The sequence below is a fragment of the Paraburkholderia sp. GAS32 genome (genome assembly GCF_050434225.1).
GTDB lineage: Bacteria > Pseudomonadota > Gammaproteobacteria > Burkholderiales > Burkholderiaceae > Paraburkholderia > Paraburkholderia madseniana.
Genome location: NZ_JBNPVS010000004.1, coordinates 195,985 through 220,616, shown reverse-complemented (window position 1 = coordinate 220,616; position 24,632 = coordinate 195,985). Strand labels below are relative to the sequence as shown.

Sequence of the window (24,632 nt, the reverse complement as noted above, 5' to 3'; positions counted from 1 at the left end):
TCTGGCGGGCGCGATTGAACCGCTGGCGGACCGCTAAGAGAACCCTATGGCAAGCAACGCACTGATCGTCAAGGACCCGACCCAGAACATCGTCTGGGTCACGCCGGAAGGTGGTGATAGACCGAACTACGCGAACATGTGAGCGCCGTAAAAAAGGCGGCTTCGGAGTCGAAGCCGCCTTTCTTATGCATTCACGCATTTGCCATCAGCGATTGCACGGTGCCTTTTTCGACATCGCCGACATAGATGCCAAAGGCATCTTCGGTCCGCTCCTTCACGTAGCGGCGCAGCATCGACTGCACGGCCGGGTCGCGAATCTCGTTCCATGGTATCGCGTCGAGCGGCACATAGCGGACGTCCGCGACTGCCGGCGCGTCGTCGACGACGCGCCCGCGATAGTAGATGTGCGTGACGCCCTTCTCCTCGAACACCGCGAACAGAAAATCGAGGTTGACGTTCAGTTTCAGAGCGTCAAGCACGCCGCGCAAACTCGTAGCGTCCGCCGACGGTTCGAGCCGCGTGCCGGTAGGCAACTGCAATCCGCTCGCGGTCCTGGTCAGCACGAGCCCTCTGGCATGTTCGAGAATCGCGCCGACTTGCGCACGTTGGCCAGTCGCCGCCAACGCTTCCTGCGACAAACTGAAATTCACATACGCGCCGCGGCAATACCCTAATGGCGTCGCGCTGGAATGCGTGAAGTCCACCACGCGCCCGATCAGGATGATGTGATCGCCGGCGTCCACCACCTGATGCGTCTCGCAGTCGAAGCTCGCCGCCGCGCCGTCCATCACCGGGCTGCCGGTGCGCCGTGCGTGCCAGGCGACCTGTGCGAACTTGTCCGCGCTCTTCGACGCGAACACGCCCGACACCGGCCGCTGGTCTTCCGCAAGCACACTGACCGCAAAACGCTGCGTCTGCGAAAACACCGGATGGCTCGACGCGGTCCTGGCGATGCACACGAGGATCAAGGCAGGATCGAGCGACACCGACGTGAACGAATTCGCGGTAAAACCGCGCGGCGTGCCGTCCGGCTGGATTGTCGTCACCACCGTCACGCCGGTGACGAACGCGCCCAACGCGCGGCGAAACTGGATGATGTCAAAAGAAGAATCGGTCATGGCGCTGCTCCTCAGGACTGACGGCTCACATCGCGAATAAAGTGCAGAAGCCGCTGATTCACAATCGACGGCGCCGTGACGTTCATCATGTGCCGTTCGTTGGCAATAATCTCGGCGCGGCCGAGCGGCGCTGCGGCCGCCATTGACTCCGACATCGCCGGACTCGAATTCGGATCGCATTCGCCGGTCATGAACAGCGCCGGCATCGCGAGTTGCGGCAAGCGGCCCAGATGCGCCTGGTCCGAACTCGCAAAAAGCCGGTACGCGCGCGCATAGCCTTCGAGATCGACGCTCTCCAGCAACGAGCGCACGAGCTCCGCGACGTTCGCCAGATGACCCGGCACCGGGTCGTCGAACCAGCGTGCGATCGTGGCATTGATGCTCGGCTGGTCGAGCCCGCCGTTCAGCGACGCCGCGCGCTGCATGACGGCGGCCCGTTGCGACGGCGTGCGGTCGTACACCGCATTGAGCGCGGTGACGCTCGTCACCCTCGGCGGGTAGCGCAACGCGAATTCGAGCGCGATCAGCGAACCCATTGAATGACCGACGACATGCGCCGTCCGAATGCCGAGGTGATCCAGCAGCGCCAGCAACTGCGCCGCGTATTCGTCCAGTTGCGGCGACGCGGCCGGCAGCCGGCTCGCGCCGTGTCCTAGCATGTCGTAGCTAACGACGCGAAAGTGCGCTCTCAACGCTGCGACCTGCGGCTCCCACACGCAGCGATTCATCCCCACGCCATGGATCAGCACGAGGACATCACCCTCGCCGGCCACGCTGTAGGCCGTGCCGTCAAACACGCCTTTCATCGACGCATTTGCGATGTCGGTTTCACGCTTCATTGGAGCCCAGCTCCTTCAGATCCTGATAGCGGTCGCCGATCCGGTGGTGCGGCCGCCCGCCAATCGACGCACCGAGCGCAATCACGAGTTCGTCCGGCGCAGGCGCGTCGATGATCGAAAACTGGATGGTCAGGTAGTGCGAGCGCATGCCTTCGTCGCCCTTGTGCATCAACGGGATCGTGACCGGGCAGTTCGGGCCGCCACGCAGGTTCGTAAAGCTCAGATAACTTTTAGCGCCGACCGCTTCGCGAAACTTGTTGCCAAAGCGCAGCGTATGAATCAGCGCCGACGCGTGTTCGACTTCACCTGACGTCCCAACGATCGCCGCCTTGCCGTAACCCTCCACCGCATCGCCGGAACCGGCGATGCGCAGAATCTCGGCCGTCAGCACTTCACCGAGTTGCGGCGCGAGCGAGTGAATCTCCGGCCTCAGGTCCTCGACGAAGCCGCGCCCGGCCCATGGATTGCGCAGCACCGCCGCAGCCGCGAACAGTTTCAACGGCCGGGCAGCAGCTTTGCCGCCTTCGATGAACGTGTCTTCCACATAGGTGATCAGTTTGCGAATCTCGAGCTTCATCAGACTTCCTCCGGAGACAGATGCGCCTTGGCTCAGTGCGCGGCGCGCTGGGAGTATTATGGTATTCCATATTAGCGTATGCAAGATTTTTCATTCCGACGACGGGTTTACGAGACTCCCTTCAGTGCACGGACGAAAAAAAACCGTCGCGCGCGACGGTTTTTCTGGCGAACGATACGAAGTGTTCAGGCGCTTTCGCTTTGATCCGCGACACGCTCGGCGAGCGTGGCCATGGCGATGGCTGCCGTGCGCCGCACATGCTCGAGCGACGCGGCAGCAGCCGCAGCGCCGTCCTTCTTTGCAATCGCGCTCAACAACTTGTTCATTTCGCGATTCGAATCCACGCCGCGCCCCGGCGACGAGATCGTCACCGAACGTAACTGGTTGATGCGGCCGTTCAGCGATTTGACCACCTGATGCATCATCAGCTTGTGGCCGCCCGCGAACATCGCTTCGTAAAAGCGTTCGGTGTAAGCCAACACCCGGCGAAAGTCGGACTTGTCGAAAGCGTCTTCGATTTCCTTGCGGATTTCGCGCAACTGCTTCACGAGCGCGGGCGTTGCAAGCTCGGCGCAAGCCCGGGCCGCCTCCGACTCGAGCAACGCCCGAATCTCGTAGATTTCCTGCACCTGTTCCGGATCGAGCCGCGCGACGATGGGGCCGGAATGCGCGACCGTCTCCACCAGCCCTTCCGTTTCCAGATGGCGCAGCACTTCGCGCACCACGGTGCGGCTCACGCCAAGCTGATCGCACAATGTTCGCTCGATCAACCGGTCGCCTGGACGATAGAAGCCCTGCGAAATGGCCTCGCGCAGCTTCTCGAGCGTGAGTTCGCGAAGGGTCGGCGCACTACGGTCAACGCGCATCTGTTCGATCATGGCGAGCTTCCCAAGCGAGATGCTGGGTCAGTTGGTTTTTGGAATACCATAGTATCGCACAGTCGTCGGCTACGGACCGCGATGCCGCGCGTCATGCGGGAAACACCTGCGCATGGGCGCGGTCCCAGTCGAGCCAGGCTTGCGCGCCCACCGCGAGCCCCGCCTCATGGGCGCCCACCGCTGTGCGCACCGCGATCTCCTGCTGCCAGGGCGTCGCCACCGAATAGTGCATGGTGTCGCCCAGATACGTGATGTCACGCACGACGACCGGCAAGCCATCGTTCGCCATGTGCGGCGCCTGCACGCGGATACGGATCTGTTCGGGCCGCAGCATCAGCGCGCCGCCGTCGCCCGCGTTAAGCGCATGGTCGCAGCCCGCGATCGGCACCGGCCTGCCGTTGGGAAACACCGCATGCGAGTCCGCATGGCCGCCGGCCAACGTGACCGGCAGGAAGTTGGAATTGCCGATGAAGCTTGCCACGAAGCGCGACGCCGGCTTTCGGTAAAGATCCTCACCCGTGCCGACCTGCTCGATGCGCCCTTTGTTGAACACCGCGATCCGGTCGGACAGGCGCAATGCCTCTTCCTGATCATGCGTCACGTACAGGATCGTGACACCGGTTTGCTGATGAATGCGCCGCAGTTCGGTCTGCAGTTCTTCACGCAGCTTCTTGTCGAGCGCGGACAGCGGCTCGTCCATCAGCAGCACTGGCGGATCGTAGGCCAGCGCACGCGCAATCGCGACACGCTGTTGCATGCCGCCCGACAACTGCCCGGGCATCCGGTCACGGCAATCGGCCAGATGCACGAGCTTGAGCATTTCATCGACTTTCGCGCGCACTTTCGCCTCCGCCCAGCGTCGCACGCGCAACGGAAACGCGACGTTCTCGCCGACCGTCAGATGCGGAAACAGCGTGTAGCGCTGAAACACCATGCCGATGTTACGGCGGTTCGGCGCGACCGACAGCAGCGGCTTGCCGTCGAGCAACACGCGGCCGTCGGTCGGCGACTGGAAGCCCGCAACGATGTACAGCGTGGTGCTCTTGCCCGAGCCAGACGGCCCGAGGAAAGTCATGAACTCGCCCTTCTCGATGTCGAGCGACACCTGATCAATGGCGACGACCTGATCGTAGGTCTTGCGAAGACGCTGAATCTGCAAAAACGGCGCGCTCACGATTTACCTCTCTTCAATACAAGGCTCAGCAACATCAGGACGACGGTCAGTCCGACGAGCAACGACGACGCGGCGGCGATCACCGGGGTCAGATCCTGCCGCAGCGTGCTCCAGATGCGCACCGGCAACGTCTGCAGCGTCGGGCTGGCCATAAAGATCGACACGACGACCTCGTCCCACGACGCAAGAAACGAGAAGATCGCCGCCGCAAACAGGCCGAGCCGGATACCCGGCAGCGTGACGCGCCATTTCACTTCAAGCGGCCCGGCGCCGCAGATCAGCGCGGCATCCTCGAGCGACGTGTCGAAACTTTCCAGCGAGTTGCTGATCGCGATGATCGAAAACGGCAACGCGATGATCAGATGGCCGATCACGAAACCGACCAGCGTGCCGGTCAAGCCGATACGCAGGAAGAAGCCATACAGCGCAACGGCGAGCACGACGACGGGCAGCACCATCGGCGTCAGAAAGAACGCCTTGAGCAAGGCACGTCCACGAAAATTGCCGCGTGTCAGCGCCAGCGACGCGAGCAGCCCCAGCACTACCGACAGCACCATCACGACGAGCCCCAGCTCGACGCTCGTCAGCAGCGAGTCGAGCCAGCCCGGATCGGCAAACAGCATGCCGTACCACTGCAGCGTCCAGCCGGGTGGAGGAAACATTAGCCATTGCGAATTACCGAACGAGAGCGCGACGATGAACAGCACCGGCAGCAGCAGGAACAGCGACACCGCTCCGCCGACGCTCAGCAGCAGCCAGCGCAACGGGCCAAGACGATCGAAATCGAGCAGCATGTCAGTGAACTCCTGTGGCGCTCACGGCGCGGCTCGAGAAGCGAAGCTGCACCGCGTACAACGACAACGTGACGAGCAGCAGCACGAACGCGGCCGCCCCCGCCAGCCCCCAATTCAGCAACTGCTGGACAAGTTGGGCGATCAGTTCGGCAAGCATCATGTATTCCGGGCCGCCCAACAGCGCGGGTGTGACGAAGTAGCCGAGCGCCATCACGAACACCATCAGCGCGCCGCTCGCAATGCCTGGCATCGCGAGCGGCACCAGCACCCGCCAGAATGCCTGCCAGCGGGTCGCGCCGCAGATTGCGGCGGCGCGCAGCGTGGTCGGATCGATCGCGCGCAAGGTGGCATGCAACGGCATCACGAGAAACGGCAACATGATGTAGGTCATGCCGATTGTCACACCGGTGAGGTTATTCACGAGCGTAAACGGCTCATGGATCACGCCAAGCCACATCAGCAAACGGTTGATCGGGCCAGTCTGTTGCAGCAGCACCATCCATGCGAAAGTGCGCGCAAGCAGATTGGTCCACATTGACAGCAGCAGGATCGCGAACATCAGCTTGCCGATCCAACGCGGCGCGATCGCGAGCAGCCACGCGGTCGGAAAACCGATCACAACCGTCACGAAGGTCACCACCGAAGCGACGAAAAACGTATTGCCGAACACGCGCAGATAGGTGGTCGAGCCGAATAGCTGCGCGTAGTTCTGAATGCCGGGCGTCGGCTCCAGCACGCTGCGCAGCAGCAGCGAAAGAACCGGCAACACGAAGAACACAACCAGCAGGAACAGCGCCGGCGCGATCAGCCGGATTTTCCTGAGGCCGACTGTCATCTTCGGCGCCACGACCGGCGGTTCCGCGATAGTACTGACGGCATTCGACATGATGACTCCTTCGCTGGGTTCGTCCGGCCGCGCTTTACTTCGACTGCCACGCGTACCAGCGCTTCGCGATTTCATCGCGGTGATCGGCCCAGTACTTCATGTCGAGATTGATCTGCGTCGTCTTGTACTGATCCGGCTGGGTCTTCGCGACATCCGGCGGCAGAAGCGCGGCGGATTTCAGATTGACGGGCGCATAACCGGTTTCCGCCGCGAAATTCGCCTGGGCCTGTGCACCCGTCGCGCTGGCAAGGAGCTTCATGGCCTCGGCTTTATGTTTCGTGCCCTTCGGCACGACCAGCATGTCCGCTGCGGTCAGGTTCTGATTCCACGATATGCCCACGTCCACACCGGTCTGCTGCAATGCATGCAGCCGGCCGTTCCAGAACACGCCGATCGGCGCTTCGCCGGATGCCATCAATTGCTGCGACTGAGCGCCGCCGCTCCACCAGACGATCTGGCTCTTGATCGTGTCGAGCTTTTTGAAAGCGCGATCGAGATCGAGCGGATAGAGTTTGTCAGGCGCGACGCCGTCGGCGAGCAAAGCGACTTCGAGCACGCCGGGCGCAGACCACTTGTAGAACGTGCGCTTGCCGGGAAAGCGCTTCGTGTCGAACAGATCGGTATAGTTCGCCGGCGCGCCGCTCTTGTACGCCGCCTTGTTGTAGCCAAGCACGAACGAATAGTAAAAGCTGCCCACAGCGCCCGCCGACATGAAGCGCGGGTCCAGTTGCGCCTTGTCTACCACCGAATAGTCGATCGGTTCGACGAGGCCGTCACGCAGCGCCGCATACGCAAAATCACCTTCGACGTCGACCACGTCCCACTGCACGTTGCCGCTGTCGACCATGGCCTTGAGCTTGCCATAATCGGTCGGGCCGTCCATCAGGACCTGAATGCCCGATGCCTGCGTGAACGGTTGCGTCCAGTCCTTCTGCTGAGCCGACTGCGTCGTCCCGCCCCAACTGGCGAATACGATCGGCGCGGGGGCCGCTGACACCGGCGCATGGATCAACACGGCCGCTGTGGCGGCCACGGCGGCAACCACAGTGACGGCCACTGCGCGCGCCCGCGCGGGCATACGTAGCGCTTGCTTCATGACGACTGCCCCTTGAAAGGATACGGCTGGCTTCGAGAGGACGGTTTGCGAATACGGTGCTTACTTCAGCGGCGAAAACGCGGCGGGCTTCATGATCTTGCTTTCCATCGTTTCCATCAGCGCCTGAATCTTCGGAATGAAAACCTGCCATGCGGGATCTTCCGCAAGCCGTTGACGGCGCGCTTCGCGCTCGTCGAGACTCGGATATGCCCACATGTGGACAATCTGGTTCAGCGGCCCGATCTCCGAGAAGAAGTAGCCGACGAGTTCACCGAGATAGCGCTTCTGCAGTTCGATGCCTTCTTCCTCGACCAGCTTCAGATACGCGGGCACCGCGCCTGTTTTGATCTTGTACGTGCGGATTTCGTAGTACATGTCAGCCTCTTTAGCGCATGACGAACGGGTCGGCGATCGGGTCGTCCGACGTACGGATCCAGACGGATTTGGTACGTGTGTAGTCGAGCACCGCATCGAGGCCGCCCTCGCGCCCGAGGCCGCTCAAGCCATATCCGCCGAACGGCACGATGGGCGACACGGCGCGATAGGTATTGACCCACACGATGCCTGCACGCAATTGTCGAATGAGCCGATGCGCGCGCGTCAGATCGCGCGTGAACACGCCCGACGCAAGGCCATACTTCGTATCGTTGGCGAGCGCGAGCGCTTCGGCTTCAGTGTCGAAAGTCATGACGCTCAGCACCGGACCAAACAGCTCCTGCGCGACGCTTGGAACGGTGGATGACGGGCAATCGACGATGGTCGGTTCGAAGAAGAAACCCTCGCCGTGTCCTTCTGGACGGCCGCCCCCCGTCAGCAGCGTGGCGCCCGCTTCGAGACTGGCAGCGAGCACGGCTTCGATGTGATCGCGTTGCTTGCGCGTCGCGAGCGGCCCCATTTCGGTACCCACATCCTGCGGATCGCCGATCCTGATCGCGCGCGCCTTTTCGATGAGCCGCGCGAGCAGCCGGTCACGGATGCCGCGCTGCACCAACAGGCGCGAACCCGCCACGCAACTTTGCCCGCTCGCGGCGAAGATGCCTGCGATCACCGCGTTGCTGACGCTGTCTACATCCGCGTCGTCGAAAACGAGCACCGGCGATTTGCCGCCCAGTTCCAGCGACGTTGCCGCGAGGTTCCCGGCGGAGTTATGCACAATCTGACGCGCGGTGTCTGGGCCGCCCGTGAACGCGATCTTCGACACGAGCGGGTGACTCGTCAGCGCGCGGCCGCAGTCCACGCCGAAACCGGTCAGGATATTAACGACGCCCCGCGGAAAGCCCGCCTCATGCACGAGTCTGGCGAATGCGAGCAGCGGTGCAGGGCCTTCCTCAGACGCCTTCAGGACGATCGTGCAACCGGCGGCGAGCGCCGGTCCGATCTTCACGGCCGAGAGAAACAGCTGCGAATTCCACGGCACGATACCGGCGACCACACCCACCGGCTCGCGTCGCAGGAAAACGTCCATATCGGGTTTGTCGACGGACAGGCAGGCGCCCTGGATCTTGTCGGCAACGCCCGCGTAATAGCGGTAGTACTCGGCGACGTAGCCGATCTGGCTGCGCGTCTCGCGAATGATCTTGCCCGTGTCCGCCGTTTCAAGTTGCGCGAGCTCCAGCGCGTTTGCCGTAACGAGGTCCGCGAGCCCGTATAGCAACTTGCCGCGCTGACTGGCCGTCAGACCCGCCCACTCTGGCGCGAACAACGCGCGGTCCGCAGCGTTCACCGCGCGGTCCACGTCCGCCGCGCTGGCTGCGGGCATCGTCGCCCATGCGGCGCCGGTCGCGGGATTCACGCTGTCAAAGGTGTCGGCCGCCTCGCTGAACTCACCGTCGATGTAATGCTGGAACGACTTCAACATAACTTCTGCTCCTGAGTGCAGAACGTCGATTCGAGGACGACCGGCAATCAGCCGTGCGCAGCGAAGGCAGGCATCACATCGGAGATGAAGCGTTCAAGCGAGCGGCGCTTGCGCTCGAAACTCATGTTGCTGTCGACCCAGAAACTGTATTGATCGAAACCGAGTTCCTCATACTGTTTGAGACGGTCGATCACGGTACCCGGTTGGCCGATCACGAGATTCTTGCGAATCTGCTCCGGCGCGTATTGCGGAAACGACGCGATGTCGGCGTCGGTCAACGGCTCGATGAAGCCCTGCGTCACCGGACGCTCGTTCTTGAACCACTTGCTGAAGTAGCAGTAGAAGCGCGACAGGTCTTCGACGGCCGTGTCGACTTCGGCGGCATCCGCGCCGACGAAGGTGTGCATTAGCATCATGATCTGCGGCCGCGGAACATTGGGGTTAGCCTTGCAAGCTGCGTTAAAGCGCTCCATCAGACTGACGACTTCGCCGTCGCCCGCGGCGAGCGAGGTCACCTGCACATTGCAGCCGTTGCGTACCGCAAATTCATGCGAGTTCGGATCCCGTGCGGCCAGCCACATCGGCGGATGGGGCTGCTGGACAGGACGCGGTACCGGCGTGGTGGACGGCCACGACCAGAACTCGCCCTGATGCGCGTAATCGCCCTTGAACAACTGGCGCAACGCAGGAACCAGTTCACGCATTCTGGCGCCGGCGCCGAAAGCATCGAGTCCGGGCAACAGACGTTCGTATTCGAACGAGTAGGCGCCACGCGCAATGCCCAGGTCGAGCCGCCCGTTGCTCGCGACGTCCACCATGCCGGCCTCGCCCGCGAGGCGAATCGGATGCCAGAACGGCGCGATCACCGTGCCCGTGCCGAGGCGAATCCGCTCGGTGCGTGCGGCCAGATACGAAAGGTTGATGAAGGGATTGGGCGCGATCGTGAATTCCATCGCGTGATGCTCGCCGATCCAGGCGGTTTCAAAACCGCCCTTTTCCGCGATCCGAACGAGTTCGGTCAGCTCGTCGAAGAGTTGCCGGTGGGGCGTGGCAGCGTCGTAACGCTCCATATGAGCAAACAGCGAGAATTTCATGATCGACCTGTATGCAGAAAGCTGGGAGTCGGTCCTGCCGCGACCGGCGCTCGTTGAAGGACGCCGTCGCTCCGTGTCGACCGCTGGGACGCCGCGGTTGGTATTACGGTATTCCACCAGAGCGCTCAGATCAAGCGTTTCAATATTATGGAATACCATAATATATCGCGCTGCCGCCGGCGGAGCGCCCAAAGCGATGGTGTAGGCGTGGTTGGCCAGGAACAGGACTCGCCGAACCTGCTGCGGCGATCGGCACAGGTCACGTTCATGCAGGGTACGGCGCCGATTTCGTCCGCGGGAATCAGGGACTGGCGTCCGTCATCTCACGTGCGCTCAGACGCACCCAAGCGCCGCACCCATCAGGCCTACCGCGGGGGCTGTTGCCTTGGCAAAAATCCGCCGCGTGGGGTAAGCAGCTTCTCGCGTGCGTTGGAACACGGTGAATGCGCGCAAGCGTTACTCCGATCGCCGATATCTTTTCGGAAATGCGTGACGACCCTGGCATCATTCATACCGAGGCCTTAGGCTCCCCACGGTGAAAATCAATGGCTTGGCAAAAGCAAATGAAAGTCGTCAGTGCATCCGCTACCGCTTCGCGAGAGTCAACTGACGCAGGTCTATGTTGAAGCATCCGTAGAGGTCCGCACGAGCACCGTAATTGGTGAGCCGAAACGGCGGACAATCACGAATTGCGGGGCCTGGATAACGCACTGACTCTGACGTCAATGATCGCGCCGCCGGTTCCTGGTAGGTGTCGCTATCTCCCGGCGGCGCGCATCAGACAAATTACTCAGTCCATATTATTCGGCCAAATCGCTCAAGCGACGTGATGGACCCAGCCGAACGGATCGGCGATCCTGCCACGCTGTATGCCGGTGAGCCTGGTGCGAATCTGTTGCGTGACGGGGCCTTCGCCACCGTCGCCGATCCTGAACTCGCCGCCGGCATGACGGACCTCGCCGATCGCCGTGACGACCGCCGCGGTGCCACAGGCAAATGTTTCCTTAACGCGGCCGCTGGCGACGTCCGCTTGCCATGCTTCGAACGAGTACGGCGACTGGTCGACAGCGATACCTTCACGCGTGGCCAATTCGATGATCGAGGCGCGCGTGATGCCCGGCAGGATCGTGCCCGACAGGGGCGGGGTGCGCAGCGAACCATCGTCCAGCACGAAGAACACGTTCATGCCGCCCAGTTCCTCGATCCACTTGTGTTGCGCGGCGTCGAGGAACACGACCTGGTCGCAGCCCTTGCTGGACGCTTCGGTCTGCGCAATCAGGCTGGCAGCGTAGTTGCCGCCGCATTTCGCGACGCCGGTACCGCCCGAAGCGGCGCGCGTGTATTTGTCCGACACCCAAACGGTGACGGCCGACTTGCCGGGCTTGAAGTAGGGACCAACCGCACAGGCGATCACGCAGAAGATGTACTCGTGCGCAGCGCGTACGCCCAAAAAACTCTCCGAAGCGAACATGAACGGGCGGATGTAAAGGCTGGCACCTTCGGCGGCCGGAATCCATGCGCGGTCGATATCAACCAGCTTTTCGACCGCTTCAACGAACGCGGTTTCAGGCAGTTGCGGCATCGACATGCGTTCGGCCGATTCACGGAAACGCCTGGCGTTGGCTTGCGGCCGGAATAGCAATATCTTGCCGTCCTCGCCGTGATACGCCTTCATGCCTTCGAAAATCTCCTGCGCATAGTGCAGCACCGCGCAGGCTGGGTCGATCTCGAACGGACGGCGGGCTTCGACCTTGGCGTCATGCCAGCCCGTACCCTCGGTCCAGCGGATCGTGACCATGTGATCGGAGAAGACGCGCCCGAACACCGGGTTGACTAGCTTGGCGGCAATCTGGTCAGCGGGGGTAGAGTTGGCGTGCGGCTCAATGACAAACCGCAGTTGATTCTCAGTGCTCATGTCTCAGTACCTCCAAAAAAATGCGTGTCCTGAATTCTGCCATCGTAAACGGCATTGGTGCCATTGGCCACGTATCCGGTCTTCTACGTCTTCCAGCCTATACGACAGCGGCCACAATGGTGATTTCTACCAGCAGTTCCTCAGAAGCAAGATGTGCCTGCACAGTCGTACGCGGGGGCATCTCCGGCGGGAAGCCATGATTCCCACACCTCATTCAGCGTGACGCACGATCTTGCTCATGCGCGTGGTTACGTCAATGCGTTCAATTTGAGTCGTCATTCCGAGGCATCCTCATCAGTATTTGCTTCGCCTAAACCAATATGCAATCCGCCAAGCGAGTGCAGAGGGATTGGTTTGATTGGCGCACGCGCGCGATACGCTCCAATTTGCTGCGGCGTCTCGTGCCGTGATTCGGCCAATATTTGCGTGACGGTAATCCCACACAGACGACCTTGGCAGGGTCCCATACCGCACCGGCTGAAGAACTTGGTCTGGTTCGGCCCGGTGCAGCCGAGGCGTGCCATTTCGCGCACTCGTCCTGCCGCGCGACGGGCGTAAGCTGGATGCTCGGAATCGGCCGTATCGGCGGTATCGTCGGTGCGTCCATCGGCGGAATTCTGTTGACGATGGGCTGGGACTTCCAGCTCATCTTCAATAGCCTCGCGGTACCGGCCGCGCTGGCCGCTGTGGCCATTGGCGCGATGGGTATCCAGGCGGGGAAGCTTTCGGCGCGTGGAAATCGCGAGGCGAGCGTCGATGCCGGGCCGGATCAATCTGCTCGCAGGCAGACCTGAAACCGGAGCAGCGAATCAGGACGGAACGGCAGCCGTTTCGTCGCGCAACTCCATCTCGATCTCCCGCGCACCGGTCGAGACCAGTGCGGCGAGGCGAGCAATCGTTTTCTCGTCTGTCTGCCCGGTCACGACATAGCTGATGCTTCCGACGCCCGTCCTGTCAGCCGACAGAATGGCCGCCGCGATCCCGACCAAACCGGTATCGACCTCTCCTCGTGTCACGACACTACCGGCTTTGCGCCATTCGCCCAGCACAGACCGAAAGGCGGGAAGTGTCTTGCCCAACCCCGCCTTCGCGATCGCTTTGGTGTGCTTCTCAAAGAGCGCCTTCACACGCCTCGGCGGCAGATACGCGAGCAGCATCTTCGACGTCGCGCCATAGAACAGCGGCATAGGCCGTCCCCGTTCGTAGCTGACTGCCGGCGAACTGCCCGGTGCATGCACGCGGTGAATGCACAGGACGCTTTCACCGACTGCACGGCACAGCAACACGACCGAGCCGGGCGGCGCGTAGGCAGACAGATCATTCATGACCGGGCGCGCGGCGATCAGCAGCGGGTCGGTCAACTGCAACTGCCGGTCGAGCTGTGTGATCGCCGGCCCCAGGCCGTAGCGACCAGGACGGGTCGTGGCGATCAACCCTGCTTCGTCGAGCGCAGACAGATAACGATAGGCCGTGGCAATTCCAACGTCCAAAGCTGCGGCAACGTCTTCCGCGGTCCATTCCGGATGCTCGACCGTGAAGAGTTTCAGGACGGAAAGAGAACGGTCAGATGCGGCCATGGCAAGTATTTTTTGGCAGGAAAATGGTTAAATTTTCTCACCTTTAGATAATTTTGTGCAATCCATGTAAACACCGCGCCCCACGCCGATCAAAGATCTGATCGATGTGGGACCAAGGCGGGAAGTCGCCGTCCGTGCGGACGGCTGGATTGCGGCCGATGCGGCCGTATTGAAGAATGCATATTGACCGGACAATCACGGCAGCCGCGATGTCAGCGTCTCGAGTCGTCTGAACTTGCGTCAGACTTCCGTCTTGCGCCGCGCCGCCGCCTGCTCGGCCCACAGGTCCCAGCAGCGGCTGGTCTGGGTCGCGTTGGCCCGGGTAGCAGCACCGGATTCCGCAGCGCTCAGATAGTCGACTTCCGTACCGAGCGCAATCGCCTGAGCCTGGATCCGCGCGTTGACCTCCGTGTAGACAGCCCGATACACGGACTCGCGCAGGTTGCAACCGACCACGACCGAACCGTGACCGCGAAGCAGAGACACACAGGCGCCACCAAGCGCCTGGGCCAGATAGCGGCCTTTCTCCGCATCGCGGATCAACAGGTCGGTTTCATCGCCGAAACCCTCCCGGATCTCGAAGCGCGTAGCGCCATGCAGGAACGAGGCCATGTGAAATACAGGCTTCAGGCTCACCCGGGATATACCGAACGGAATGACGGATGCCGAGTGACTATGCACCACCGAAACGACGTCGGGCCGTGCCCGATAGATTTCGGCATGGATGAACCGTTCCAGATACACGCCTCGTCCATTCGCATCGACCGGTTCACCATTTTCGTCATGCTCGATGATGTCCTCGGCACGTACCCGCGATGGCGCCATGGAGCGCGAAAGCAGGAAATGCCCCGGCTTGCCGGGATGCCGTACGCTGACGTGCCCAAACGCGTCGACAACATGCTCGTCGAACAGAATATGATTCGCAACGACCAGCTCGGCAATGACCTGTTCTAGGTTCGAATCCATGCGCGTCCCCACGAATTCAGCGTACGTTCGCCATGCGGCCAGACACCCGGCGCATCGTCAATACTGACGTGTGCCAGTTCCGCCGAGAATTCCAACCGGTTGCCATCCGGGTCCGTGACCATGAAGAAGAGGTTGTTGCCCGGTCCATGGCGGCCCGGCCCGAAGAAAATCGGCACTTCCGCCTTCGCGAACAGGTCGCCCCAATCGCGCATGTCATTCCATTCGCTCGTCTCGTAGCAGTGATGATCCCAGACATTCTGGCTGCCCTGAAAGAACGCGAGCGTGTGGTGTTCGTCGTCAGAACGCATGAAGACCACCATCGGTTTGCCGCTGTCGTCGACCACCTCGTCCGAGATCGCAAAGCCGATGACTTCCGTATAGAAGGCAATCACACGTTCCAGTTCCGTCGTCTGGAATACGGTATGTTGCAGGCGCCCCGGCATACCATTTCGCTGCGGCCCGTCAGCCGCCAGCCCAAAAGAAACCAGCCGGCCCTGGGGATCACGAACCATGAACGCCCCGGACTGATACAGCACGCTGTCGGTAGGCAAGCATTGAACGTCGCTCGTGGTCAATCGTTGACGCAGTCTGTCGAGTTCCTGCGTGGACTTGAGCACGAAACCCGAATGAGGCAAACGCCCGCTGCGGGAATCGCTGATTTCCACCGCGCGCGACGGCCCCGTTAGCACGATCCTGTCGTCCAGCGACTCGACATCCTCAAGGCCAAGCCGGGCGCGATAGAAAGCAGCGAGCTGTTGCGGATCATCCGACACGATATGCAGATGATGCAGTCGTGCAGGCGTGGCCTGCTGAAGCGTAGTTACCATGATATTCCCCTCAGACATGCGATGACGCAGCAGCGGACTCAGTCACCGTGACGACATCCGCCACACGCTCGTCAAAGCGATCGATACCGAGTCGTGCTGCATAGACAGCGGCGAACCGTGACTGCTCCTCCACCTTGAAAGACCCGGCAACATAGCGATCAGGGCGTAACAGCAGCACGCGTCCTTCGTGGTGTGCGAGCGGCGTTTCAAACACGCCATTAACGTCAACAACAAATCTGTGCGAGGCGCCACTTCGAAGCGTCGGAAAGGGCGAGCCGGCAGGCAAGACATGCACCCTTGTACAACGTAACGTTCTCCACAGCGGATGATCCAGCGCAGCCAGCCCGCTGACATTAGCCGGACCATACTGGATGAGTGCGAACCCCTGACCTGCCAGATCATCAAGCAGGCATGTCCTGCCATCGGCGGTCCGAACCAGGGGTTGCGGCAGCATGCGCCCGCGATAACTCTGTTTGCCGAGATCGTCCTCCGGTCCCAGCAACCCCTCCTTGAAGCGCGGCTTGGGCTTGAACTTCATCTGCAGGAAATAGTCGCGCAGCGGCGGGATATGACCGGCGAAGGTAAAGAACGACTGCCAGAGGAACGCGCTCAGACGCGATGACGGCGCCATCACCGTGCCAAGATTGAGCGCAAGGCGGATCAACGCCCATGCATGCTCGCGGCGCTCCATCTCGTAGGTGTTGAGCACCTGGGCAGGCAAGCGCCCCTCCAGCACAGCGGCGATCTTCCAGCCGAGGTTGAACGCGTCTCGCACGCCGCTGTTCATTCCCTGCCCGGCATAGGGCGGCGTCAGGTGAGCGGCGTCACCGGCGAGAAATACCCTCCCCTCCTGCCAGCGTTCAGCAACCCGCGCGTGGAACGTATAGACCACCTCGCGAATGATGTTCGTCTCCCGGTCGCCCCGGAACGGCATGAGCAGTTTCCGGATCGCTGCGGGTTCCATGATCGCGTCGGCGGACTCATCGGGATGAACCAGAATCTCGAACCGCCGCGTGCGGTGTGGTCCCGGCACGTCGACGACAGCCCGCTTCGCGTCGCAGTAGACCCGCATCTGCGAGAACGTATCGTCGTCGTCCTCCGTATCGATGACAAGCCATCGCGACTTGAACGTCGAGCCGACCATCTTGATACCGAGCATTTCGCGCACCGGACTGCGGCCGCCATCACAGGCAATGAGGTACCGTGCGCGAATTTCCATCTGCGCGCCATCGTGAGCCGTGACCTGGGCGACCACCCCCTCGTCGTCCTGCGTGAAGGACTCGAGCGTATGACCGAACAGCACCTGGCCGCATTCGAACCGGTTCAACCCCTCGCGCACCGTTGCTTCGAACAGAGGCTGTCGGAACGCGTTCCGGCGCGGGAAGCCATATTCGCTGGCAGTCGGAATCACTTTGCCAAAGCACCGCCCACCGTAACGCGTAAAGTAATGAACGCCGTAACCAGGAACGACGTCTTTCATCACGGGCTCCGCAAGCCCGATTGCCTGCATGGTTCGCAGCGACTCGTCGTCGATCGATACAGCACGCGGCTCTGCGATTGTGGATGGCTTGCGGTCCACGAGCGTGAACTGCACGCCTGCGCTCCCGAGCACATTCGAGAGCGCCAGCCCGGTCGGACCACCTCCGACTACGAGTACGTCGGCATGAATAATCTTCAATTCCTGACTCCATCAGCATCAGCTACCGGCGACGTCACCAGGGACGCGCACCAGCCGCCCACCGTAAGGCGGGCGCCTCCTGGACATTTATTCCTAGCGGGCCTCGTCGATCACCACATTGCGCAGCGTGCCGATGCGGGAGATCTCGACCTCAACCACATCGCCAGCCTTCATCCACAAGGGAGGTGAGCGGAAGGCACCGACGCCGCCTGTGGTTCCGGTGATGATCACGTCACCCGGGCGCAGTTCGGTGAACGTGGAGCAGTATTCGATCAATTGACCCACGTCGAAGATCAGGTCGTCGGTTTTCGCTTCCTGGACCGCTACGCCGTTCAGGCGTGTGATCAACGTCAGTTTCGACGGATCGCCGACCTCATCGGGCGTGACCAGCCACGGTCCAAATCCGCCGGTTGACGGAAAATTCTTGCCCGGAATGAACTGGATCGTATGCTTCTGCCAGTCCCGCACGCTGCCGTCGTTGTAGCAGGAATATCCGGCGACGTATTGCGCGGCATCCTCCCGACGCACGTGACGCGCGGTCTTGCCGATCACGATTGCCAATTCGCCTTCAAAGTCCAGTTTTTCAGACGCACTGGGCCGAACAATCGGGCCGCCGTGTGCGGTCTGCGAATCAGCCCAGCGGGTAAAGATCATCGGAAACGTGGGAATCTCCCGCCCCGTCTCCTTCACGTGCGACAGGTAGTTGATGCCGACGCACAGAATCTTCTCCGGGTCCGGCACAACGGGTAACAGCCTCACGTCCGTCAGCGCGATGCGCTCCTTCGCGCCGGCGACCCATTGCGCGATTGCCGGCAGGCTCCCTTTCGCCAGCGCCGCCTTCAACGTCCCGCCAACTTCGCCGGCGATGGGCGCCAGATCCACCAGGCTATCGCCATCCACCACGCCGAACGACGTGGCACCCCGATACTCGAAACTCACCAGCTTCATCTCATGTCCCTCCGGAATCGATGTCTGAATCATAACGCAACTGGAATTCACGTCAACAAATTTATCGTATTTCGATAATTAAGCGTTAACGATAGTTATGTTTGTATCGGTATAGGGTCAATATTCACGCCATTGCGCGGATGCCAACACACCGGCGAACGACTGGATGACACAACAACATGAAGGAGACAGATAGATGAAAGCAGCATGGCTGGCGGCCGCACTCTTATGCACAAGCGCCACAAGCGCGTACGCGCAAAGCTCGGTCACGCTATACGGCATCGTCGATTCGTATCTTGGCGTGACCCATGCCACCGGTAAGGGAACGGCAGTCAGTATTGACAGCGGCGGGTATCAGCAAAGTCGTCTGGGCCTGCGGATCGTGGAAGATATTGGTGCGGGCTACCACGTCAACGCGGTGCTCGAGAATGGCTTCTCGCTTTCGCAGGGTTCGGCTGCCGATCCCACACGCGCATTCAGCCGGCAAGCCTGGGTGGGTCTTTCCGGCCCGTTCGGCGAAGTGCGCGCGGGGCGGCAAAACTCACCGCAGTACATCATGCTGGCGCAACTCGATGCTTTCTACGGGGCAACCTACGGTTCGATCATCAACAACTCGTCAAGCCTCGGCATCCGCTACGACAACTCGCTCAGCTATATCTCCCCGAATCTCTATGGCTTCAAGGTGCAGGGACTCGTGTCGCTTGGCGGACAGGCGTCGCCGCACACCGGCAACAACGTCTATGTCGCGATGATCGATTATTCGCGCGGCCCCTGGTATTTCGGTCTGAACTACGCCGAACAGAAAAGCCAGAACGCGTCGTTCTCGGTCAAATCAACCTTCGCCGCCGCGAACTACGACTACGGCCACGGCCGCATCTACCTGTCTTACTACCGTGGTGACAACCCCGGCGCCAATGCGCCGGCCAACGTACGCGGCGTGTATGCCAGCATCTACTCGCTCTCAGGCGACTGGCGCATCACGCCGGATCTGGCAATCGGCGCGGGATGGGGATGGATTGATGTCAGCGGCGCAAACGCCCCGCGGGCATGGCAGGCAAGCGCAATCGGAACCTATGCGCTATCGAAGCGCACGCTCCTGTTCAGCACGCTCGCTTACGTCAGCAACAGCAACGGCGGCGTGTTTTCCCTTGGCGGCGCCGTGCCCATCACGCGCAATGTGCCGCTTGCCGGTGGCAGCGAGCTCGGCTTCCAGGCAGGTATCCGCCACACGTTCTAGGTTGGTCAATCCATCACGGATTAAATGCGAGGAAATTTCATGCGTATCGCTCACGTCACACTGGATGCCGCCGGCCGCGGCAAATCTGGACAATCAGACCGGCCACTCGCGAGCGGCGGCAGGCGCGAAGCGCTCGTGGGCGACGTCATCGACGCGCACCCCATGTCGGCCCTGCAACGCTTTACCGTGGCCTTATGCATGCTGGTCGCAGTACTGGACGGGTTCGACACGCAGACCATCGGCTTCCTTGCTCCCGCCATCTCCGCCGACCTGCACATTCCGCTGCACCAGTTCGGACCGGTATTCACAGCGGGACTCGTCGGCCTGATGATGGGCGCGGTCGTATGCGGCACGCTCGCCGACCGTTACGGCCGGAAAAAGATTCTGATCGCGTCCACACTTTCGTTCGGCGCATTTGCACTCCTCACCGCTTACGCGACGACACTGCCACAACTGCTGGTCGTCCGGTTCCTGACCGGTGTCGGCCTGGGCGGTGCCATGCCGAACATCGTCGCCATCGCGTCCGAGTTCTCGCCCCGCCGCCTCGCAAGAATCTCCGTGACACTGCTCTTTTGCGGCATGCCGGCCGGCGCGGTGTTAGGCGGGCTGGTCAGTGCGGCATTGTTGCCCCACTTCGGGTGGCATGCCGTGTTCTATGTGGGCGGAGGCCTGCCGCTGATCATCGCAGCGGCGCTGGCGGCATGGATGCCCGAGTCGGTGCGCTACCTCATCTGTCGCGGCGATGCGAACCTGCGCGTCAATGCAATCATGCGACGGATCGCTCCGGATCTTGACTCGAACGCCGTCGCCTTTGTCGACACCGTCCGCGGTCCAGGTGGCGCAACGATCCGGCAATTGTTCACGGACGGCCGCGCGCCCACCACAATCCTGTTGTGGATCCCCTATTTCCTCAACCTGATGGTTCTGTATTTCTCGATCAGTTGGCTTCCCGCCGTGCTTGTTTTGAACGGGCAGAATGTGTCGATCGGGATCGAGGCAATTACGGCATTCAGCGTCGGCGGCATCATCGGATCGATCGCGCAGGGCAAATTGATGAACCGGTTCGGCGTGACACCAGTGCTCTTTACAGAATTCATCCTTTACATGGCATTTGTTGCGATGCTGGTACTGCTGCCCCTCGACAGCACGCTCATTCTGGCCTGTACGCTGGGCGCAGGCTGTGCCGTACAGGGCGCACAGGCGGGCCTCAATTCGCTCGCGGCGGAAATCTATCCTGTCTCGATGAGGGCGACGGGGGTCGGGTGTGCGCTGAGCGTCGGCCGTATCGGATCGATCCTCGGTCCGGTCGCCGGCACCCTGATGCTCGCGCAGCACTGGAATGCCAGGCAGATCTTTCTGTCCGGACTCGTGCCGGGCGCCATCGCCGCACTCGCACTGCTGAGCGGCGCGCTGCTCCAGCAACGCACGCGAATTCCGGCCGGGGAGCAAAGATAACGCGGTGCCGGTAGCAGCGGGACGATCCGGAATCTTGAGCGCCGTGTCGGGCTTGCGCTGTTCAACCGCAATACCCGAGGCGTTAGCCTGACAGAGACAGGCGAGATTTTCTTCGAGCGAATAATGCCGGCAGTACGGGAGCTCGTGCAGGCTTCGGACGAGTTAGGCGCCATTGCTGAACTTCCTGCCGGCTTGCTGCGCATCAACGTCGCGCGTGCCGGGCACATGATCGTCATGCAGCCTGTTTTGCGGCGTTTTCTCGATCGCTACCCGGAGATCCGCATCGATATCAGCGTCGAGAACTCGCTTGTCGACATTGTCGGGCGCGGCTTCGATGCCGGCATCCGCTTTGGCGACCTCGTCGAGCGTGACATGGTTGCGGTCAAGGTCGGGCCGGCGATCTCCGCCTGGATCCTCGGGCTTTTTACGGGCGGAGCGCTACTGACCCGGCTGGCAACGCTCGTGTGGGCGGCGCATGGATGGTATGGCGTGTGTACGCTAGGACTCGTTGCCACCGCGGTTGCCGCAATAGTGAATTTCGTACCGGGCAGGCGTCGCGCCATGGGCATCAGTGTCAATCATTCGCCGGCGGAGTAAAGGACCGGGATGAGCCCTTTTTCATGTCCTGTTCCGTCAAGAGCATGACGCCATCCGCCGCGTACCTCCACCGTCTGCTTCGAACGACTAAACTCAGCTTCGGTCTTTCGAGGGGGCGCTTCTCTCAAGCGAACCCCACCCCTCGAACTTTTAGCCTGCCGCTCCGTCGGGCGGCAGGTTCTTTTTCGTGGACCTCTTCTATACCAGGCGGTATGAGACTGCCGTCCACGGCCATAGACGAAGGATGATCAGTTCCTGCGGGAGAATCGCACGACGTTGTCGAGGGAAGCATGCAGCTACCGAACGTAGACAATTTCATCAAAGACCGGCAGCACGGCGTCACGTACAACATTTGCGCCTATCGCAAGCTTTCAGGCCAGGAGATGACGCGCGCCATGCAAGTCTTCATTCAGCAACAGGGTGAGCGTCAACCGAAACCAGGATCAGTCGTCAAGATCTTTTCCCTGGTGGGTCTTGGTGACCAGTAGTTGTCGTAAAGCTTCAGACGCCAATTGACGGACATCGGATACGTCCACAATCACGCCATGCGGCCGACTGTGCCGCGAGCGGTGGAAATGCCGCGCCTGAACCGCGCCGACGCCGCCATCTAATCGAACATTGACAGCAAATCGGCGATGTTCGTGTTAGGGAGTCGCTTGGCAAGCATGTCCCAAAAGATCACATCGCGCATCGCGCTGGCATCTTCGGCCGTCTTCCACTCGCGCGCACCGACGATAGAATCGGCCGTTTCGCGAGCTGCGGAGACAATTGTCTGAATGTCTTGTTTGTGCATGAACCCGTTAACGGTCGCGCGCAGAGCTTATTTAGGCTCACGCGCAATCGTTTGCTAAAAATTTTTTATCCCCCGCCCCCCCGCCCGCAACGATGCCAGTGAGGTAAACGAGTTAAACATCACACGTCACATGGCACAAGCGTTCCCCATGCGCAAGTCGGCGGGAAACGCCTTTCGTGAAAATCCGGGCGCATCGCAGACGAACGCCTGCTGACCAGCAGCAGACCACATACGCCCAAAAAGCCACCATTCGGCCGCTGGTGTTGCTCCAGAGTATTGAGCAATCCGCAAGGCGATCGGCACGTTCAAAGCCCGTGGCCCGAACGACGCCGAGTCCCACGAACCCTGATCGTTAGATTCCGGCGTGACGGCAAAGTAGAGTCGGCTCGCGAGGTATCGCATTGAGTTAACGTGCTGATGCACCCTATTCCTGGATGTATCGTGATGCAGTACCTTCGAAATCGGCACACGGTCGCTGCCCTACGGCGTAGCTGGGCAACGATACGCGTGGCGCGCCTTTGCAAGCGCGGATTCTGAGCAGCCGAGCGAAATTTTACATCTTCCCGTGTGTCGCACCGTTTTGAGGCGTTTATCGGAAAACTTCTGTCCGAAAAGACCAAGCAGCTGGACGTCGCCCCGCGAATGGCCTGAGGCGTCTACTTTCCCGGCGTCGGCAGTGGCGTTTTGTGAAAGCCTGCGACGCGACATAGCGAATGCACTAGGTTGGGTCAACATAGCTCCAAATTGAATTACTTACGAGATGTTTCGCTTGCAATGGTCAATTCAGCGATATTGACAAACAATTATTCGTTACCACATATAAATATAAAAAGGATGCGCTATACATTCCGTCTCAATTTTTTTGAGAGACGCACTGGGCATTCGAAATTTTGCCAGTTCGCGGGTAGAATCATAAGCCCAGCAAGACTGCCCGCTATCCCGCTTCTCAGTGTCCGCAACAGCCAATGTGTTGGCTAATTCGGCCATTAAATACTGGTAAGAGAACCATATGTATAGGATGCTCCAATAAGAAAAAGACAGAGTCTTGGGGAGAAGACTTTGCAGACCACATATTTCCGGGGAAAACTAAATGGATTTGGTACATACTCTGCCGCGCATCTCGCGGCAAAGTGCCGTGCCGATGCAAACGAACGCTTTGACTCGCATCGACATTGCGCTGTTCAACGGATTTGCACTGCCTACGGTCGCAGCAATCATCGAAATCTTCCAGAAGGCAAACTCGCTCGTCGCCGCGCAGCGATCTGGCAGTGCACGCTACGACGTCTCGCTACTTTCCGCCGCGGGTGGGCGCATCGCCAGTTCGTCATCGGTATTTGTCTGGACCGACGACGTCCAGTCGCACCGAGGCACGAACCAGACACATCTGTTGTTCATCGCCGGCGGTGCGGGCGTACAGCAGGCATGCCGCGACGAGCGGCTGAGCAACTGGCTACGCCGTAGGCACCCGTTCAGCGAGATCGTGCATCCGATCGCAGAGGGCCTGTTGCTGCTGCAAGCGGCCGGGCTGCCCAGTCGCTACTGCCCGCTTCTCTATGGCGGCAACGAAGCGCACGGCCTGTATCCGGCGAAGTCGCTGACGGAAGCGCCGGGCGCCGTATCCACGGCGTTACGCATCGTCGAGGAGGATCTCGGGGCCGATTTGGCGCAGCAGGTTGCAGAGTCGATCGCGCCACAACCCAATACACCTTTCACGTCGTCGGTCACGCTAAACGCGGCGCCGCAGATCAGCGAGAAGATCCTGGCGTCGGCACGCTGGCTGGAAGCGAACGTCGATCGTCCCATCTCAATCGACGATGCTGCGCAGGTCGCGGCGATGAGCGAGCGCAACTTCCTGCGCCGCTTCAAGAGCGAGATCGGCATGACGCCCTCCGACTATCTACTTCGTGCACGATTAAACATGAGTTGTCGGATGCTCATTGAATCGCGTTTGCCAGTCGACAAGATCGCGCGCCGCTGTGGTATCAGCAGCGGTGGGCAGTTGTCGAAACTCTTCAGAAAATATCTGGCGACGACACCGACGGACTATCGGATGCGCAACGAAGTGGCACTGTAGAAGGCCTCAAGCACAGGTGCCGGATCAACGGCACGAGCCCAATCCGGGGAGTACCGCGGCAGCCCCTACTCCAAGCGGACGCCACAGATTGCCCTCCCCGATTACTACCCGTGACAGTCTGCCGAGACGAATGAGTCCCTTCGCAGTCGCGTTGACAGTCAAAGCAGACACAGCCAACACGACCGTGGATATTGAAAAGCAGGACCGCGCATGGATAACGCGCGCCCGTTTTACTGAACGTAGCGCTTGAC

Annotated in this window: 24 protein-coding genes and 3 pseudogenes; 8 read left to right on the top strand and 19 right to left on the bottom strand. The window is 61.0% G+C overall.

Annotated features, from left to right (window positions below; all coding sequences use genetic code 11):
* Window positions 1-67: 67 nt before the first annotated feature.
* Window positions 68-142: pseudogene (locus tag P3T25_RS06830) on the top strand (4Fe-4S dicluster domain-containing protein); the annotation flags it as partial.
* A gap of 49 nt (window positions 143-191) precedes the next feature.
* On the opposite strand, the gene P3T25_RS06825 reads toward P3T25_RS06830, so the two are convergent.
* The 13 genes and pseudogenes from P3T25_RS06825 to P3T25_RS06765 all read right to left on the bottom strand — a co-directional run.
* Window positions 192-1,118 (bottom strand): flavin reductase, encoded by a 927-nt coding sequence (locus P3T25_RS06825; protein WP_154563641.1) that lies wholly within the window; start codon window positions 1,116-1,118, stop codon window positions 192-194.
* Between the two features lie 11 nt (window positions 1,119-1,129).
* Window positions 1,130-1,957 carry an alpha/beta fold hydrolase gene (locus P3T25_RS06820; RefSeq protein WP_154563639.1) on the bottom strand — a complete coding sequence of 276 codons (828 nt, stop codon included), beginning with the start codon at window positions 1,955-1,957 and terminating at the stop codon, window positions 1,130-1,132.
* Complete coding sequence (locus P3T25_RS06815) at window positions 1,947-2,534, bottom strand: amino acid synthesis family protein (protein ID WP_154563637.1); 588 nt, start codon at window positions 2,532-2,534, stop codon at window positions 1,947-1,949. Before P3T25_RS06815 ends, P3T25_RS06820 begins: the two co-directional genes overlap by 11 nt.
* Before the next feature lie 185 nt (window positions 2,535-2,719).
* Window positions 2,720-3,409 carry a GntR family transcriptional regulator gene (locus P3T25_RS06810; RefSeq protein ID WP_372342457.1) on the bottom strand — a complete coding sequence of 230 codons (690 nt, stop codon included), beginning with the start codon at window positions 3,407-3,409 and terminating at the stop codon, window positions 2,720-2,722.
* Window positions 3,410-3,503: 94 nt separating this feature from the next.
* On the bottom strand, window positions 3,504-4,586 hold the full coding sequence (locus P3T25_RS06805) for an ABC transporter ATP-binding protein (protein WP_168435831.1): 1,083 nt from the start codon (window positions 4,584-4,586) through the stop codon (window positions 3,504-3,506).
* Window positions 4,583-5,380: an ABC transporter permease gene (locus tag P3T25_RS06800; RefSeq protein ID WP_154563633.1), complete on the bottom strand. Its 798-nt coding sequence runs from the start codon at window positions 5,378-5,380 to the stop codon at window positions 4,583-4,585. Before P3T25_RS06800 ends, P3T25_RS06805 begins: the two co-directional genes overlap by 4 nt.
* A gap of 1 nt (window position 5,381) precedes the next feature.
* On the bottom strand, window positions 5,382-6,215 hold the full coding sequence (locus P3T25_RS06795) for an ABC transporter permease (protein ID WP_233464978.1): 834 nt from the start codon (window positions 6,213-6,215) through the stop codon (window positions 5,382-5,384).
* Window positions 6,216-6,300: 85 nt separating this feature from the next.
* Window positions 6,301-7,362, bottom strand: coding sequence for an ABC transporter substrate-binding protein (locus P3T25_RS06790; protein WP_308102515.1), 1,062 nt, complete (start codon window positions 7,360-7,362; stop codon window positions 6,301-6,303).
* 60 nt (window positions 7,363-7,422) lie between these two features.
* Window positions 7,423-7,737, bottom strand: coding sequence for an NIPSNAP family protein (locus tag P3T25_RS06785; protein ID WP_429357739.1), 315 nt, complete (start codon window positions 7,735-7,737; stop codon window positions 7,423-7,425).
* 10 nt (window positions 7,738-7,747) lie between these two features.
* Window positions 7,748-9,220 (bottom strand): aldehyde dehydrogenase, encoded by a 1,473-nt coding sequence (locus P3T25_RS06780; protein WP_429357738.1) that lies wholly within the window; start codon window positions 9,218-9,220, stop codon window positions 7,748-7,750.
* A gap of 47 nt (window positions 9,221-9,267) precedes the next feature.
* Entirely contained in the window at window positions 9,268-10,314 is a 1,047-nt protein-coding gene (locus P3T25_RS06775; protein WP_154563625.1) for an LLM class flavin-dependent oxidoreductase, read from the bottom strand.
* 817 nt (window positions 10,315-11,131) lie between these two features.
* Window positions 11,132-12,229: a branched-chain amino acid aminotransferase gene (locus P3T25_RS06770; protein ID WP_154563623.1), complete on the bottom strand. Its 1,098-nt coding sequence runs from the start codon at window positions 12,227-12,229 to the stop codon at window positions 11,132-11,134.
* 275 nt (window positions 12,230-12,504) lie between these two features.
* A pseudogene (locus tag P3T25_RS06765) lies at window positions 12,505-12,771 on the bottom strand (FAD/NAD(P)-binding oxidoreductase); the annotation flags it as partial.
* Here P3T25_RS06765 and P3T25_RS06760 point away from each other — a divergent pair.
* On the top strand, window positions 12,682-13,023 hold the full coding sequence (locus tag P3T25_RS06760) for a hypothetical protein (RefSeq protein ID WP_174825309.1): 342 nt from the start codon (window positions 12,682-12,684) through the stop codon (window positions 13,021-13,023). The pseudogene P3T25_RS06765 and the gene P3T25_RS06760 sit on opposite strands and share 90 nt — an antisense overlap.
* Before the next feature lie 15 nt (window positions 13,024-13,038).
* Here P3T25_RS06760 and P3T25_RS06755 read toward each other — a convergent pair whose 3' ends face one another.
* The 5 genes from P3T25_RS06755 to P3T25_RS06735 form a co-directional block, all read right to left on the bottom strand.
* The gene (locus P3T25_RS06755; RefSeq protein WP_154563621.1) at window positions 13,039-13,806 is read right to left on the bottom strand and encodes an IclR family transcriptional regulator; all 768 of its coding nucleotides are present in this window, start codon (window positions 13,804-13,806) and stop codon (window positions 13,039-13,041) included.
* A gap of 240 nt (window positions 13,807-14,046) precedes the next feature.
* Window positions 14,047-14,772, bottom strand: a complete 726-nt coding sequence (locus tag P3T25_RS06750) for a class II aldolase/adducin family protein (protein ID WP_429357737.1) — start codon at window positions 14,770-14,772, stop codon at window positions 14,047-14,049.
* The gene (locus P3T25_RS06745) at window positions 14,757-15,599 is read right to left on the bottom strand and encodes a VOC family protein (protein WP_429357736.1); all 843 of its coding nucleotides are present in this window, start codon (window positions 15,597-15,599) and stop codon (window positions 14,757-14,759) included. Before P3T25_RS06745 ends, P3T25_RS06750 begins: the two co-directional genes overlap by 16 nt.
* A 10-nt stretch (window positions 15,600-15,609) precedes the next feature.
* Entirely contained in the window at window positions 15,610-17,277 is a 1,668-nt protein-coding gene (locus P3T25_RS06740) for a bifunctional 3-(3-hydroxy-phenyl)propionate/3-hydroxycinnamic acid hydroxylase (RefSeq protein WP_429357735.1), read from the bottom strand.
* A 93-nt stretch (window positions 17,278-17,370) separates the two neighbouring features.
* Window positions 17,371-18,225: a fumarylacetoacetate hydrolase family protein gene (locus P3T25_RS06735; protein ID WP_429357812.1), complete on the bottom strand. Its 855-nt coding sequence runs from the start codon at window positions 18,223-18,225 to the stop codon at window positions 17,371-17,373.
* Between the two features lie 196 nt (window positions 18,226-18,421).
* Between P3T25_RS06735 and P3T25_RS06730 the strand changes: the two genes are divergently transcribed.
* From P3T25_RS06730 to P3T25_RS06710, 5 genes and pseudogenes are all read left to right on the top strand, one after another.
* Window positions 18,422-19,462 (top strand): porin, encoded by a 1,041-nt coding sequence (locus tag P3T25_RS06730; protein WP_429357734.1) that lies wholly within the window; start codon window positions 18,422-18,424, stop codon window positions 19,460-19,462.
* A 39-nt stretch (window positions 19,463-19,501) separates the two neighbouring features.
* Window positions 19,502-20,917 carry an MFS transporter gene (locus tag P3T25_RS06725; RefSeq protein WP_408516589.1) on the top strand — a complete coding sequence of 472 codons (1,416 nt, stop codon included), beginning with the start codon at window positions 19,502-19,504 and terminating at the stop codon, window positions 20,915-20,917.
* A 24-nt stretch (window positions 20,918-20,941) separates the two neighbouring features.
* Window positions 20,942-21,010 (top strand): annotated as a pseudogene (locus tag P3T25_RS06720) (LysR family transcriptional regulator); the annotation flags it as partial.
* Between the two features lie 30 nt (window positions 21,011-21,040).
* The gene (locus tag P3T25_RS06715) at window positions 21,041-21,514 is read left to right on the top strand and encodes a LysR substrate-binding domain-containing protein (protein ID WP_408516588.1); all 474 of its coding nucleotides are present in this window, start codon (window positions 21,041-21,043) and stop codon (window positions 21,512-21,514) included.
* 290 nt (window positions 21,515-21,804) lie between these two features.
* A complete protein-coding gene (locus tag P3T25_RS06710; RefSeq protein WP_171925604.1) occupies window positions 21,805-22,002 on the top strand; it encodes a hypothetical protein in 198 nt (65 codons plus the stop codon).
* 119 nt (window positions 22,003-22,121) lie between these two features.
* On the opposite strand, the gene P3T25_RS06705 is transcribed toward P3T25_RS06710, so the two are convergent.
* Window positions 22,122-22,307 (bottom strand): hypothetical protein, encoded by a 186-nt coding sequence (locus P3T25_RS06705; protein WP_120298521.1) that lies wholly within the window; start codon window positions 22,305-22,307, stop codon window positions 22,122-22,124.
* Between the two features lie 1,090 nt (window positions 22,308-23,397).
* Here P3T25_RS06705 and P3T25_RS06700 point away from each other — a divergent pair.
* Window positions 23,398-24,381, top strand: coding sequence for a GlxA family transcriptional regulator (locus tag P3T25_RS06700; protein WP_154567890.1), 984 nt, complete (start codon window positions 23,398-23,400; stop codon window positions 24,379-24,381).
* The last annotated feature ends 251 nt before the right edge of the window (window positions 24,382-24,632 follow it).